This window comes from Cellulosimicrobium sp. BMG9.23 (genome assembly GCF_059159985.1).
This window is the reverse complement of record NZ_JBZGBZ010000008.1, coordinates 235,445-248,695: the sequence shown is the minus strand read 5'-3', so window position 1 is coordinate 248,695 and position 13,251 is coordinate 235,445. Positions and strand designations below refer to the sequence as shown.

At 74.7% G+C, this 13,251-nt stretch carries 10 protein-coding genes and 1 tRNA gene; 3 read left to right on the top strand and 8 right to left on the bottom strand.

What is annotated here, in order from left to right; all coding sequences use genetic code 11:
• Positions 1-9: 9 nt before the first annotated feature.
• Entirely contained in the window at positions 10-2,592 is a 2,583-nt protein-coding gene (treY, locus tag AC4H2G_RS15850) for a malto-oligosyltrehalose synthase (RefSeq protein WP_494366772.1), read from the bottom strand.
• A gap of 19 nt (positions 2,593-2,611) precedes the next feature.
• Entirely contained in the window at positions 2,612-4,894 is a 2,283-nt protein-coding gene (gene glgX, locus AC4H2G_RS15845) for a glycogen debranching protein GlgX (RefSeq protein WP_494366685.1), read from the bottom strand.
• Positions 4,895-5,095: 201 nt separating this feature from the next.
• On the opposite strand from glgX, the gene AC4H2G_RS15840 reads away from it, so the two are divergent.
• Positions 5,096-5,308, top strand: a complete 213-nt coding sequence (locus tag AC4H2G_RS15840) for a hypothetical protein (protein ID WP_494366684.1) — start codon at positions 5,096-5,098, stop codon at positions 5,306-5,308.
• Between the two features lie 80 nt (positions 5,309-5,388).
• Here AC4H2G_RS15840 and AC4H2G_RS15835 read toward each other — a convergent pair whose 3' ends face one another.
• From AC4H2G_RS15835 to AC4H2G_RS15825, 3 genes are all read right to left on the bottom strand, one after another.
• Positions 5,389-5,727, bottom strand: coding sequence for a hypothetical protein (locus AC4H2G_RS15835; protein WP_494366683.1), 339 nt, complete (start codon positions 5,725-5,727; stop codon positions 5,389-5,391).
• 112 nt (positions 5,728-5,839) lie between these two features.
• Positions 5,840-6,727: a prenyltransferase gene (locus AC4H2G_RS15830; RefSeq protein ID WP_494366682.1), complete on the bottom strand. Its 888-nt coding sequence runs from the start codon at positions 6,725-6,727 to the stop codon at positions 5,840-5,842.
• A gap of 44 nt (positions 6,728-6,771) precedes the next feature.
• The gene (locus tag AC4H2G_RS15825) at positions 6,772-7,392 is read right to left on the bottom strand and encodes a class I SAM-dependent methyltransferase (RefSeq protein WP_494366771.1); all 621 of its coding nucleotides are present in this window, start codon (positions 7,390-7,392) and stop codon (positions 6,772-6,774) included.
• A gap of 72 nt (positions 7,393-7,464) precedes the next feature.
• Here AC4H2G_RS15825 and AC4H2G_RS15820 point away from each other — a divergent pair, with 72 nt between their 5' ends.
• Complete coding sequence (locus AC4H2G_RS15820) at positions 7,465-8,925, top strand: dihydrolipoyl dehydrogenase family protein (protein ID WP_494366681.1); 1,461 nt, start codon at positions 7,465-7,467, stop codon at positions 8,923-8,925.
• An 82-nt stretch (positions 8,926-9,007) separates the two neighbouring features.
• On the opposite strand, the gene AC4H2G_RS15815 is transcribed toward AC4H2G_RS15820, so the two are convergent.
• Positions 9,008-9,382 (bottom strand): DUF2277 domain-containing protein, encoded by a 375-nt coding sequence (locus AC4H2G_RS15815; RefSeq protein ID WP_494366680.1) that lies wholly within the window; start codon positions 9,380-9,382, stop codon positions 9,008-9,010.
• 63 nt (positions 9,383-9,445) lie between these two features.
• Here AC4H2G_RS15815 and hrpB point away from each other — a divergent pair, with 63 nt between their 5' ends.
• On the top strand, positions 9,446-12,004 hold the full coding sequence (gene hrpB, locus AC4H2G_RS15810; RefSeq protein ID WP_494366679.1) for an ATP-dependent helicase HrpB: 2,559 nt from the start codon (positions 9,446-9,448) through the stop codon (positions 12,002-12,004).
• A gap of 67 nt (positions 12,005-12,071) precedes the next feature.
• On the opposite strand, the gene AC4H2G_RS15805 is transcribed toward hrpB, so the two are convergent.
• Positions 12,072-13,040, bottom strand: coding sequence for a hypothetical protein (locus AC4H2G_RS15805; protein ID WP_494366678.1), 969 nt, complete (start codon positions 13,038-13,040; stop codon positions 12,072-12,074).
• Between the two features lie 138 nt (positions 13,041-13,178).
• A tRNA-Val gene (locus tag AC4H2G_RS15800) sits at positions 13,179-13,250 on the bottom strand.
• Between the last annotated feature and the right edge of the window lies 1 nt (position 13,251).

The window sequence follows — 13,251 nt, the reverse complement described above, 5'->3', positions numbered from 1 at the left end:
GTGCGGGGGTCACGCGGCACCCGCCTTGACGAGCAGTGCGACCGGCAGGTCGGCGAGGAGGTCGGCGACCGCGACCGTCCCCGTAGGGTGGACCCGGTCCGTGAGCACGTCCCGCCACCCGTCGGTGGCGGTGGGCAGCGCCACGACGTGGTCGCGCCACCCGCCAAGGCGTCGGACCGTTCCCTGCAGCCGCGTCGCGACCGTCACCGCGCGCGGCGCGCCGTCCTGCGTGCGGGCGAAGGCGAGGGCGCACGGGGTCGAGGTCGCGATGGGTGAGTAGCCCGCCCCGGGTCCGACGAAGGCCTCCGGGAGGTCGCGACGCAGCCGCAGCGCGCGCGAGGTGACGAGCAGCTTCTCATCGGCCAGGGTCCGCGCGCCGCCGCCCTCGTCGAGCCGCGCGAGGCGGGCGTCGAGGTCGCGGGCGTCCACCGAGCGCCGGTTGTCCGGGTCGACGAGCGTGGGGGAGAAGCCCTCGCTGCCCTGGTACACGTCCGCGACCCCCGGGGCGGTGAGCTGCACGAGCTTGATCCCGAGGCTCGCCGCGCGCAGCTCCTCGTGGTGGTCGTGCGACCAGCGGGCGAACGCGGCGAGGACGACCGGGTCCTCGAGGGCGCGGCGCGCGAGGTCCTCGACCGCCCGCTCGTAGGCCTCGTCGGGGCTCGTCCACGACGTGCGGACCTTGGCCTCGCGCAGTGCCTTGCGCAGGTAGTCGACGAGACGGTCGGCGCCGATCGCACGGTGGTCGTCCGGGCCGTCCGACGACCCGGTGGCGGCGTCGGGCACGGCCGGGGCGTCGGGCAGCCACGTGCCCGCGACCGTCTGCCACAGCAGGTTCTCGGCGAGCCCGTCGACGAGCACGCCGCGGTACGGGGCGCTCGCGGACCGGACCTCGTCGACGAGCCGTGCCCAGCCCGTCGCGTCTTCGGCGAGCACGCCCAGGGCGGCCCGCGTGTCCTCGCCGCGCTTCGTGTCGTGCGTCGACCCGGCGGTCAGCGCGAGCGGCGTGAGCGCGGAGAAGCGCTGGGCGAACGCGTGCCAGTCGTGCACGCCGAGGCTGAACCGGTCGGGTTCCCCGCCGACCTCGCACAGGCTCGACAGCTCGGTCCAGCGGTAGAACGCCGTGTCCTCCACGCCCTTCGCGGTCACCGCGCCGCACACCTGCTGGAACCGGACGACGAGCTCGTCGCGGCGCGCCTCGCGCCGGCGGCCCGCGCTGCCGACCTCGCGCCCGAGCACGAGGTCGACGACGACGTCGAGCGTCTCGGCGCGCTGCGGGTCCAGGCGGGCGCGGGCGCGCGCCGCAGCTTCCTCGACGGCGCGCACGGCCTCGTGCCGTGGCGTGACGCCCGGCTCGACGTAGGCGCGGTAGCGGTCGAACGCGACGAGCAGCTCGCGCAGGCACTGGTGCAGGCCGCGCCACGTGTGGTCGCGCAGGCGCGGGTCGTCGTGGCAGATCGCCGCCGCGAGGTCCGTCAGGCGGTGCACCTCCGCGTACAGCGGGCCGGCCACGACCTCGTGCTTGGCCTGCTCGACGACGCCCTCGAGACCGCCCGCCAGGTCACCCGTGAGCCGCGTCATGACCGCGTCGAGACCGGCGCGGCCGCCCGGGTCGACGAAGAGCTGCTGGAGGCGCCACGCGACGTCGTACCCGGTGGTGCCGACCGTCGCCCAGTCTGGCGGCACCTGCTCGTCGCCCGCGAGGATCTTCTCGACGACGACCCAGGCGCCGTCCGTGCGCTCGGCGAGGCGGGCGAGGTACTGCCCGGGGTCGGCCAGCCCGTCCGGGTGGTCGATCCGCAGGCCGTCGACGACGCCGGACGTCACGAGGTCGAGCAGGAGCGAGTGCGTCGCGTCGAACACGGCCTCGTCCTCGACGCGCACCGCGACGAGCGAGCCGACGTCGAAGAAGCGCCGGTAGTTGAGCTCCTCGTCGCCGACGCGCCAGAACGCGAGCCGGTAGTGCTGCCGCTCGACGAGCTCGGTGAGCGGCAGGTCCTGCGTGCCCTCGCGCACGGGGAACACGTGGTCGAAGTACCGCAGGACCGTGGTCCGCGACCCACCTGGGACGTCGATCTCGTCGAGGACGAGGTCGCCCGTGGCGAGCGCGTCCCCGAGCCGCACGCCGAGGACCGGCATGAGGACGGCACCCTCGCCGGCGGACCAGTCGACGTCGAACCACGACGCGTACGGCGACTCGGGACCGTGCTCGAGCACCGACCACAGCGCGCGGTTGTGCCACGCGGGCGTCGGGACGGCCATGTGGTTCGGCACGACGTCGAGCACGATCCCGAGGCCTGCGGCCCGTGCCGCCGCGGCGAGCCGGTCCAGGCCCGCTCGCCCGCCCATCTCGGTGCTGATGCGGGAGTGGTCGACGACGTCGTAGCCGTGCGTGGACCCGGGCGCGGCCTGGAGCACGGGGGAGAGGTAGAGGTGCGTGACGCCGAGGCGCGCGAGGTACGGCACCTGGCGTGCGGCGTCGTCGAACGTGAGGTCGGGGCCGAGCTGGAGCCGGTAGGTCGAGACCGGGGCGGCGCGGTGCGACGGCGCGCCCGGCTCCGGGTCGCGTACGGCCTCGCCCGTCCGCGCCGACATCGTGTGCGTCACGGGCGCGTCACCGGAGCGGAGGCCGGGTCAGGACGATCGAGCTGCGGCCCGTGACGGGCACGGTGTCGCCCGGGCGGAGCTCGTCACCGAGGTCGACGGTGCCGTCCGTGTCGAGCACGACCGACCACGACTCGCCGTACTGCGCGTCGGGGACCGTGAACTCGAGCACGTCGTGGTGCGCGTTGAGGAGCAGCAGGAACGAGTCGTCGACGATCGGCTCGCCGCGGCGGTCCGTCTCGGGGATCGCGTCGCCGTTGAGGAAGACCATCACCGACCGCGCGTACGCGTGGTTCCAGTCCGCGGCGTCCATGCGCGAGCCCGTGATGTCGAGCCACTCGATGTCCGGCAGCTCCTCGGACCGCGTCGCCTCGTCCTCGGGCCCGCGACCCGCGAAGAAGCGGCGGCGGTGGAGCACGGGGTGGTCGCGGCGCAGCCACACGACCCGGCGCGCGAAGTCGAGGAGCGCACGACGTTCGTCGGTGTCCGGGTCGGCGGGCAGGTCGTCCTCGTGCGACGGCGGGTCGGCGGAGTGGGCGTCGTCGACGATGCCCCGCCAGTCCATCCACGTGATCTCGCTGTCCTGGCAGTACCCGTTGTTGTTGCCACCCTGGGTCCGGGCGATCTCGTCGCCGTGCGCGAGCATGGGCACGCCCTGGGACAGCAGCAGCGTCGTGAGGAAGTTGCGGCGCTGGCGCGCGCGCAGGGCTCGGACGTCGGGGTCGTCCGTCGGCCCCTCGACGCCGCAGTTCCACGACCGGTTGTGGTTCTCGCCGTCGTTGTTGTCCTCGCCGTTCGCCTCGTTGTGCTTCTCGTCGTACGACACGAGGTCGTTGAGCGTGAAGCCGTCGTGCGCGGTGACGAAGTTGATCGACGCGATGGGCTTGCGCCCGCTGTGCTCGTAGAGGTCGGACGACCCGGTGAGCCGGCTCGCGAACTCGGGCAGGGTCGAGGCCTCGCCGCGCCAGAAGTCGCGCACCGTGTCGCGGTAGTCGCCGTTCCACTCGGTCCACAGCGGCGGGAAGCCACCCACCTGGTACCCGCCCGAGCCGAGGTCCCACGGCTCGGCGATGAGCTTGACCTGGGAGATCACGGGGTCCTGCTGGACGATGTCGAAGAAGGCCGAGAGGCGGTCGACCTCGTGGAACTGGCGCGCGAGGGTCGCCGCGAGGTCGAACCGGAACCCGTCGACGTGCATCTCCGTCACCCAGTACCGCAGCGAGTCCATGATGAGCTGCAGCACGTGCGGCGAGCGCATGAGCAGCGAGTTGCCCGTGCCCGTGGTGTCGAAGTAGTGCGCCTCGTCGCCGTCGACCAGGCGGTAGTACGCCTTGTTGTCGATGCCTCGGAAGCTCAGCGTGGGGCCCATGTGGTTGCCCTCGGCCGTGTGGTTGTACACGACGTCGAGGATGACCTCGATCCCCGCCTCGTGCAGCGCCTTGACCATGGACTTGAACTCCATGACCTGCTGGCCGCGCGTCCCGTAGGCCACGTACCCGTTGTGGGGCGCGAAGAAGCCGATCGTGTTGTAGCCCCAGTAGTTCGACAGGCCCTTCTCCACGAAATTCGGGTCGTTGACGAACTGGTGCACGGGCATGAGCTCGATCGCGGTGACGCCGAGCGTCACGAGGTGCTCGATCACCGACGGGTGCGCCATGCCCGCGTAGGTCCCGCGCAGCTCCTCGGGTACGTCGGGGTGGAGCATCGTCATGCCCTTGACGTGGGCCTCGTAGATCACGCTGTCGTGGTAGTCCCGGTTCGGCGGGCGGTCGTGACCCCAGTCGAAGAACGGGTTCACCACGACGGAGACCATCGTGTGCGCGGCGGAGTCGTCGTCGTTGAGCGAAGGGGCCGACGGCGTACGGGCGGCGTCGGCCTGGTCGTCCCCGGCCTCGTCCTCGCCGGCGCTGGCGCGCTCGGGGTCGTCCACCGCTCCGTCCGGGTCGTCGCCGAAGCGGTAGGAGAACAGCGACTCGTCGCCGTCGATCTGGCCCTCGATCGCCTTGGCGTACGGGTCGAGGAGGAGCTTCGACGGGTTGCAGCGGTGCCCGTTCGCCGGGTCGTACGGACCGTGCACGCGGTACCCGTAGCGGGTCCCGGGGTCGACGCCCGGCAGGTAGACGTGCCACACGTGGGCGTCGACCTCCTCGACCTCGACGCGCTGCTCGGTGCCGTCGTCGTGGAGCAGGCACAGCTCGACGCGCTCGGCGACCTCGGAGAAGAGGGCGAAGTTCGTCCCCGAGCCGTCGTACGTGGCCCCGAGGGGGTAGGGGTGGCCAGGCCAGGTCTGCATCCCCAGAGGATGTCACGGGCCACCGACCGTCGCCCTGGGGAGTCGCCCTACCGGGTGAGACGCACGCCACACTTCTCCACGTGGCAGAAAAAGTGTGCCAAGCGTACCCGAACACGCCACGTCGGCCGTGCCCGCGCGCGCACCCCAAGCCCCGACGGGGGACCGCGTGCGGGTGCGCGAGCGACCTGGTAGACCCGTGACATGAGCACCGACCCGCGCCGCGCCGACGACCTCAACCAGTCCGACATCGCCTCGGCCCGGCTGTCCCCGCGGCGCGACGACGACGAGGAGCGCGGAGACGTCCTGACGGGGGGCGACGCGACGAAGGCGCCGCACTCGTTGTCGGAGACCGAGCGCCGTCCGATCGAGGGCGCGTCGTCCGGGACCTCGTGGGACGACCCCGACGAGCTCTGAGCAGGCACGGGCAGGCGCGGCCCACCCCGAGCCGCGCCGGTCGTCCCCGCGCCGGTTGCAGGAGCCCGGTGCGGTAGAGCTCAGTCCAGTCGCGGCAGCCGCGCCGCGTCGACGGCCACGATGCGGGGCATCCCGGCCGGCGCGACTGCGCTGAGCGCGAGATAGCGCGCCTCGGCGCGGTGGAGACGGATGTGCTCGTCGACGGTCCAGTCCGGCCCGTTCGTCAGGACCATCCCGCACGAGCACTCGATCGTGACCCTGCCCGACGAGTCCTCGCGCACCTGACCGATGGTGACGTGGGCGGCTCGAGCCCCGGCCTTGGCGCGACGCATCGACGCGCTGACCGGCTCCGGCGTCCGTGCGCCGTGCGCGGTCGCGTCGGCGGTGCGAGGTGCGGCGGTGAGAGGTGCGGCGTTCACGGATCGAGCCTAGATGTTGCGGGCGACGACGTGGTGGTCGCCGGCCCGGGCAGGTTCTCCGTCATGGGTTCCCGTGATGCCGGTCGGCGGCACCACATGTCCTCCGCGCGCGTCAGGCGAGCCACGCCGCTGCCTGGGCGAGGAGGAAGGCGATCATCGCGAGGACTGACGGTCCGGGTGCGCCGCGTCCGAGCCGCCACACGCCATAGGCCGACAGTGGCGCGACGAGCAGCCCGGCGGCTGCCACCGGTCGGGGTTGGCTGGCGAGGCTCAGTCCGTACGCGGCGATCGCGGCCGCGCCGCCCAGCAGCCGGAGGCTGGACGGTCGCAACCGTGAGGCCAAGGTGTGCTTGCCCGCGGCCCGGTCCGCGACCCGGTCGGCCCACTGGGTCTCCAGGAGGTTGACGAAGTCGAGGAGTGCGAACGGCAGGAACGCCAGGGCCGCCGAGCTGACCGGTGCACCGGCGACCATGGCGCCCGTGGCCGGCAGCAGCAACCCACCGAGCAGTGCATTGGCCACCTCGCCCCAGCCGTGTCGCGAGAAGGGCCATGGCCCGACCGAGTACGCCCAGCCGCCGAGGAGGCCGAGGGCCAGCATCGCGACCACGACGCTCGGGATCGTTCCGACCGCCCAGCCGGCACCGGTCACGGCGACGGCCACGATCGCGGCGCCGACGGCGACGCGCCGTGCGAAGCTCGCGGCGAGCCCGTGCGTCGCGAGAGCGCCGCTGCCGCCGGAGAACCGGGTGCGGACGGTCAGCGCGTCGGCCTCGGCGTCGGCGTACTCGTCGACGGCGTGCACGCTCACGGCCACCGCCACGATCACCAGCCCGATGAGCACCGCTGACGTGGCCGAGACTCCCTGAGCGGGGTGGTCTCCGACGCCCGCCGCACCGCCAGCGGAGTCTCCCGTGGCGTATCCCACGGCGTAGCCCACCGCGTAGACCACCAGGATGAGCAGCACCTGGTCGGGACGGGCCAGCCGTACACCGGCACGCACCCGCTTCCACGACCGGGGCGATCGAGCTGAGACTGTCCGGCGGCTCACCGGAGAAGGCCCAGACGTACCTCGACGTGCCCGCCGCGCCGACTCCACGACCGGATGCCGGTGAGGTCGCGTTCGACGACCTCCCACGGGTGGGCGTCGATGTCGGCGCCACCGAGCCAGCACGCAAACCGGGCCGCCGGCGTGGCCCAGGCCCAACGACCGGCGGGACGGGCCATGTCGACGACGGCGACGCGCGCTCCCGGCCGGAGCACGCGGCTGAGGGCGGCCCACGTGGCTCCGGCGTCGGGCATGAGCGAGAGTGTGTAGGTGAGGATCACGGCATCGAACCGCCGGCCACCCGCAGCAGCCCTCAGCACGTCGGGATCCGCGGCGTCGCCGAGCACCAGGCGCAGCTGCGGTCGGCGGCGCGCGACTCGCTCGGACCGCGCCACCTCGAGCATCGCCGGACTTCGGTCCACGCCCACCACCCGCCCGTGCGGCCCGACCGCCTCGGTCAGCGCCGGCAGGTTCAGGCCGGTACCACAGCCCGCGTCCAGGACGCGCTCGCCAGGACGCAGGTCCAGCGCCTCGATCGCCAGTCGTCGGCCGACCGCGTACACGGGCTCGCCCGAGAGCAGGTCGTACCAGCGCGCGGTGAGTGCGCCGTACCGGTCCATGGTCACCTCCGACCAGCATCTTCCCCCTCGCCGGTCTCGGCAGTCTCGCCGACCGGCGGCCGAGGCGGGCAGATGAGTGAGGAGACCCAGGTCTGGGACCTGCTGGTGGTAGGCGGTGGCACGGCCGGCCTGGTGGGTGCGCAGACGGCGGCCGGGCTGGGTGCTCGAGTCCTCCTCGTCGAGCGCGACCGGACCGGTGGCGAGTGCCTGTGGACCGGATGCGTCCCGTCCAAGGCGCTGCTCGCCGCCGCGAACAGTGCCGCACAGGCGCGCCGTGCGGCGTCGTTCGGGGTCGGTGTCGGCGAGGTGCAGGTCGACTTCGCGGCCGTCATGGCCCACGTGCGGCGGGCCATGGAGAAGATCGCCCCCGTGGACTCACCCGAGGCGCTCCGGGCGGCGGGCGTGCACGTGCGTCGAGGCACGGCGTCCTTCACCGGACCCGGGCGAGCGGACGTGGACGGGTGCGAGGTCCGGTACCGACAGGCGCTCCTCGCCACCGGCGCCGCGCCGACGGTGCCGCCGATACCCGGACTGGCCGAGGTGGACTTCCTGACCAGCGACACCGTCTGGGACCTGCACGAGCTCCCGGAGCGTCTGGTGGTCCTGGGCGGGGGCAGCACCGGATGCGAGCTCGGCCAGGCACTCGCTCGGTTGGGCAGCGCGGTCACCGTCGTGGACAGCGCACCCACAATCCTGGCGCGAGAAGATCCGGACGCGGCAGCACTGGTGCGCCGGGCGATGGAGGACGACGGGGTTCAGGTCCGCACCGCCGTCAGCGTCGTCTCGGTTCGCGGCCACGACAGCAGCGGGGGGAGCGGCAGCGGGTCGCTCGTGCTCGACGACGGCACTCAGATCGGGTTCGACGGGCTCTTGGTCGCGGTGGGTCGTGCCCCTCGCACCAACGGCCTCGGCCTGGAACGGCTGGGCGTGGAGGTGGACGAGCACGGATCGCCGGTCCTCAGCCCGACCCTGCGCACCTCGAACCCGCGAATCTGGGCAGCAGGCGACGTCACAGCCCATCCCCGGTTCACCCATGTCGCCGGGATGCACGCCAGCCTGGCGGCAGCGAACGCGATCCTCGGACTCCGTCGACGCGTCGGCAGCACCGTCCCGCGCGTCACCTTCACCCAGCCAGAGCTGGCGGCGGTCGGCGTAGCCACCGGCTCGCCCGGACCTGGTCACCGACTCCTCACCTGGTCCCATGAACACGTCGACCGCGCTGTCGCCGAGAACACCACCGCCGGCACCACCAGGCTCGTGGTCGACCGGCGCGGCCGGATCGTCGGCGCCACCGTGGTCGGCCCGAGAGCCGGCGAAACGCTGGGCGAGCTCGTCGTGGCCGTCAGCAGCAAGACCACAGCCCTGCGCCTCGCCTCCATACCCCACGCCTACCCCACATACAACGACGGCCCCTGGAACGCCGCCATCGCCGACCTCCGCCGACAGGTGAGCCGGACACCAGCACGCAGCGTCGCCGGCCTCGCGGTCCGACTCCGCCGAGGCTGGCTCGACCGCCGCCGAGCACGTGAGTGAGCCGCCCGGCACCTGCGCGACCTCCGGGACCAGGGCTCGACGGGCGCGGACATCGCTGAGACCGTGCGGTCGCTGCGCCCGTCTACCCGACGACGGCGCGGACGCCGGGCGCGTCCTCGGTGCCGTCGGCCTCGTCGTGCGTGTGGGCCAGGCCGAGAGCGTGCGCGCGCTCGTGCTCGCGCTCCGCGGCCTCGCGCGCGGCGATGCGCGCGCGGACCTCGTCGCGACGCAGCGGCGGGACCGTCGGCGGCGGCTGACGGCGCTCGGGCAGCTCGTCGAGCAGGCGCGCGACGATCTCCTGGATCTCGGACACGGCGCGCTCGAACGGTTCCTCGGTCGCGGCGCTCGTGCGCTGGATCCCGGTCACCTTGCGGACGAACTGGCGGGCGGCGGCCTCGACCTCCTCCTCCGTCGCCGGGGGGACGAGGCCGCGCAGGGTCGTGATGTTCCGGCACATGCTCTCGACCGTACGCCGGGCCGCGCCGCCCGGGGAAGGGCACGCGCGCGGGACACTACGGGGGTGGACCCGATCGCGCGCCTCCTCGCCGCACCGCCCGACCTGCCGGTGGGGGGCCACCTCGCAGAGGTCGTCGCCGGCGTCCGCGAGGCGGGGGCGGTCGTCGTGCAGGCCCCTCCGGGCACCGGCAAGACGACGCTCGTCCCGCCGGCCCTCGCGGCCGCGCTGGAGGGGCGGGTCGTGGTCACGCAGCCACGCCGGCTCGCCGCACGCGCCGCGGCGCGGCGGCTCGCGTCCCTGCTCGGCGAGGAGCTCGGTGGCACCGTCGGGTACACCGTGCGGGGCGAGTCGCGGACGTCGCGGCGCACCCGGGTCGAGATCGTCACGACCGGCACGCTCGTGCGCAGGCTTCAGCGCGACCCCGAGCTGCCGGGCGTGGCGGCCGTCGTCCTGGACGAGGTGCACGAGCGCCACCTGGAGGACGACCTCGCGCTCGCCCTCGTGGCGGACGTGCGCGAGAACCTGCGCGACGACCTCGTCGTCGTCGCGATGTCCGCGACCGTCGAGGCCGAGCGCACCGCGCGGGCGCTCGCCCGCGGTGCGGGCCTGCCGACGGGAACGGCGCCGGTCCCGGTCCCCGTCGTGCACGTCGCCGGTGCGCTCCACCCGGTCGACGTCGTCTGGTGCCCCGCGCGGGGTCCGCGCACCGACGCCCGCGGTACGGCGCGCGCGTTCTGCGACCACGTCGTGGCCACGACCCGCCGCGCGCTGGACGAGCGCACGGGAGACGTGCTGGTGTTCGTGCCGGGCGCGCGCGAGGTGGACCTCGTGTCCCGCGGTCTCGCCGGCGTGGACGCCGACGTGCGCCCGCTGCACGGTCGCCTGCCTCCGCGCGAGCAGGACCGCGCGCTCGAGCCCGGGCCGCGGCGCCGGGTCGTGGTCTCGACCGCGGTCGCGGAGTCCTCGATCACGGTGCCTGGCGTGCGTGTCGTCGTCGACGCCGGGCTGGCGCGCGAGCCGCGCACCGACGTGCGCCGCGGGCTGCCCGGCCTCGTGACGGTCGCGGTGAGCCGGGCTGGTGCGGAGCAGCGCGCGGGCCGGGCGGGGCGTGAGGGCCCGGGGGCGGTGTACCGGTGCTGGTCCGAGGGCGACCACGCGCGCCTCGCGCGCCACCCCGAGCCGGAGATCCGGACCGCCGACCTGACCGGGTTCGCGCTCGAGCTCGCGTGCTGGGGCAGCCCTGACGGCGCCGGGCTCGCGCTCCTGGACCCGCCGCCCCCGGCCGCCTTCGCGGCGGCGCGCGACGTGCTCCACGGGCTGGGCGCCGTCGGACCGGACGGCGTGACCCCGCTCGGGCGCCGCATCGCCGCGGTCCCCGCCGACCCGCGCCGCGCTCGGGCGCTGCTCGACGCCGCCCCCGAGGTCGGCGCGCGGCGCGCGGCCGAGGTCGTCGCGCTGCTCTCGGACGACGTCCGTGCGCCGGGCGCGGACCTGCCCGCCGCGCTGCGCGCGCTGCGCCGCGGCGGACCGGGGTCCGGCGCCTGGGCAGCACAGCGGGACCGGCTGGAGCGCGTCGTGCGGGACGCGGTCGACGGCGCCACGGGGGGACGACCCGCGGTCACGAGGGGAGCTCCGCCCCTGCCCGACGACGCCGCGGTCGGTCACGTCGTCGCGCTCGCGCACCCGGACCGGGTCGCACGCCTGCGGCCCGGCGGCGAGTCGTACCTCATGGTGTCGGGCGCCGGGGCCGGGCTGCCCCCGGGTTCCCCGCTGCAGGGCATGCCCTGGCTCGCCGTCGCCGACGTCGACCGCGCCGCGGGCCGCGCGGACGCCGTCGTGCGGTCCGCAGCACCCGTGGACGAGGCGACGGCGCGCGCCGCGGCGGCCGGCGAGCTCCGGACGTCCGGGGTCGTCGAGTGGGGGTCGGGCCGGGTGCGCTCCTCGCGGGTGACGTCGCTCGGCGCGATCGAGCTCGTGCGCGAACCGTGGCGGGACCCGCCCGCCGACGCGGTCGCCGCGGCCGTGCTCGACGGGTTGCGCCGGGACGGCCTCGACTCCCTCCGGTGGACCGAGGGAGCCGTCCGGCTGCGCGACAGGCTCCGGTTCCTGCACCGCGCCGTGGGGGAGCCGTGGCCCGACGTCGACGACGACGCCCTCCTGGAGCGCCTCGACGCCTGGCTCGGTCCCGACCTGCCCGCCGTCGCCCGGGGGAGGGGCATGGGGGGCACGGACCTCGCCGGCGCGCTGCGCCGGCTCCTGCCGTGGCCCGAGGCGGCACGCCTCGACGAGCTCGCGCCCGAGCGGCTCGAGGTCCCGAGCGGGTCGCGCGTGGCCGTGAGCTACGCCGACGAGCAGCCGGTGCTCGCGGTGCGGCTCCAGGAGACGTTCGGGTGGACGCGCACGCCGCGCGTCGCGGGCGGTCGCGTGCCCGTGCTCCTGCACCTGCTGTCCCCGGCGGGTCGCCCCGCCGCGGTCACGGCCGACCTGGAGTCGTTCTGGGTCCAGGGCTATCCGCAGGTGCGTGCGGAGCTGCGTGGCCGGTACCCCAAGCACGCGTGGCCGCAGGACCCCATCACGGCGGCGCCGCTGCGGGGCACGCCGCGGCCGCGACGGCGGGACTGACGAGACCGCGGCCGCGAGCGGCGGCCCTGGTGGAGAACGTCGTCGTCGTGGTCGGTCGTGGTCGTGGTCAGGCGAACCGGGCCGACACCGCGACCGACTCGCCGACGTCGAGCCGGACGTCCGCGAGCCGCAGGCCCGCCGGCAGCTCGGCCGCGAGGTCGATGCGCTGGCCCTGCGCCTCGTCGACGTGCTTGCGCGCCGCGAGCAGCGCGGCCGCGACCACCGGGTTGCGGCTCGTCAGGGTCAGCTCTCGCACGGTGAGGACCATCGCCGCGTCGACCTCGACGACGGCCTTCGCGTGGATGCTCGCCGACAGGATGCCCTTGCGGACCCGGGCGAACCCGGTTCCCCGGGCGGACCGCGGGCCCGTCGACTCGAGCTCGACGTCGAACGAGGAGAGGCTGAGGCCGCCCATCGTGCGGAGCGGCTCCTCGATCAGCCGGCGTGCGGTCTCGACGAGCGCGTCCTGCGGGGCGGCGGCCCGCACGTGCCCGCGCAGCGGCGCGTCCTCGGCCGGTTCCACCAGCTCGACGCCGAGCGACCCGTCCGAGCCCTCGACCCAGAGGAACGGGACGTCCTGCGCCTCGAGCGCGACGTCGACGGGGACGCCCTCCACCGTGACGGGGTGCGCGTCGACGCGCAGGCGGCGCAGGACGCCGCTCTCGCACGCGACCGTGCCAGTCGACCGGCCCGTCGACGGGCCGGTGGGCGCTGGAGCCGCCGGCTCGCCGGTGGGCGTGTTGCTGCCCGCGGTCGAGGCCGTCGGCCGGACGACCACACCGCTGAGGTCGACGTCGAGGGTCAGGATGTCCGGTCCGTCGACGGTCGCGCTCACGCGCAGCAGGTCGAGGTGCTCGACCGAGCCGTCGGCCAGGTCGCCCGCGACCACCTCGACGAGCGCGGAACGCACGCGCGCGGCCAGCTCGGCGCCGGTCGCCGGGCGGGGTGCCCGGCCCAAGGGCAAGACGTCGGGCTGGTCAGCGGCCAGAGCCCGATCGTCGGTGCTGGCGTCCTCGGTGGTGCGATCGTGGGCCATGGCGGCGAGCGTAGCGGGCTCGTGGCGACGCCGGTCCGCCGCAACGCTCCTGGGGTGCGGCCGGACCTCCTGACCAGAGCGGACGACGCAGAACGGGCCGCTCCGGAGTGCTCCGGAACGGCCCGTGCTCGTGCTCGGTGGGCGATACTGGGATCGAACCAGTGACCTCTTCCGTGTCAGGGAAGCGCGCTACCGCTGCGCCAATCGCCCG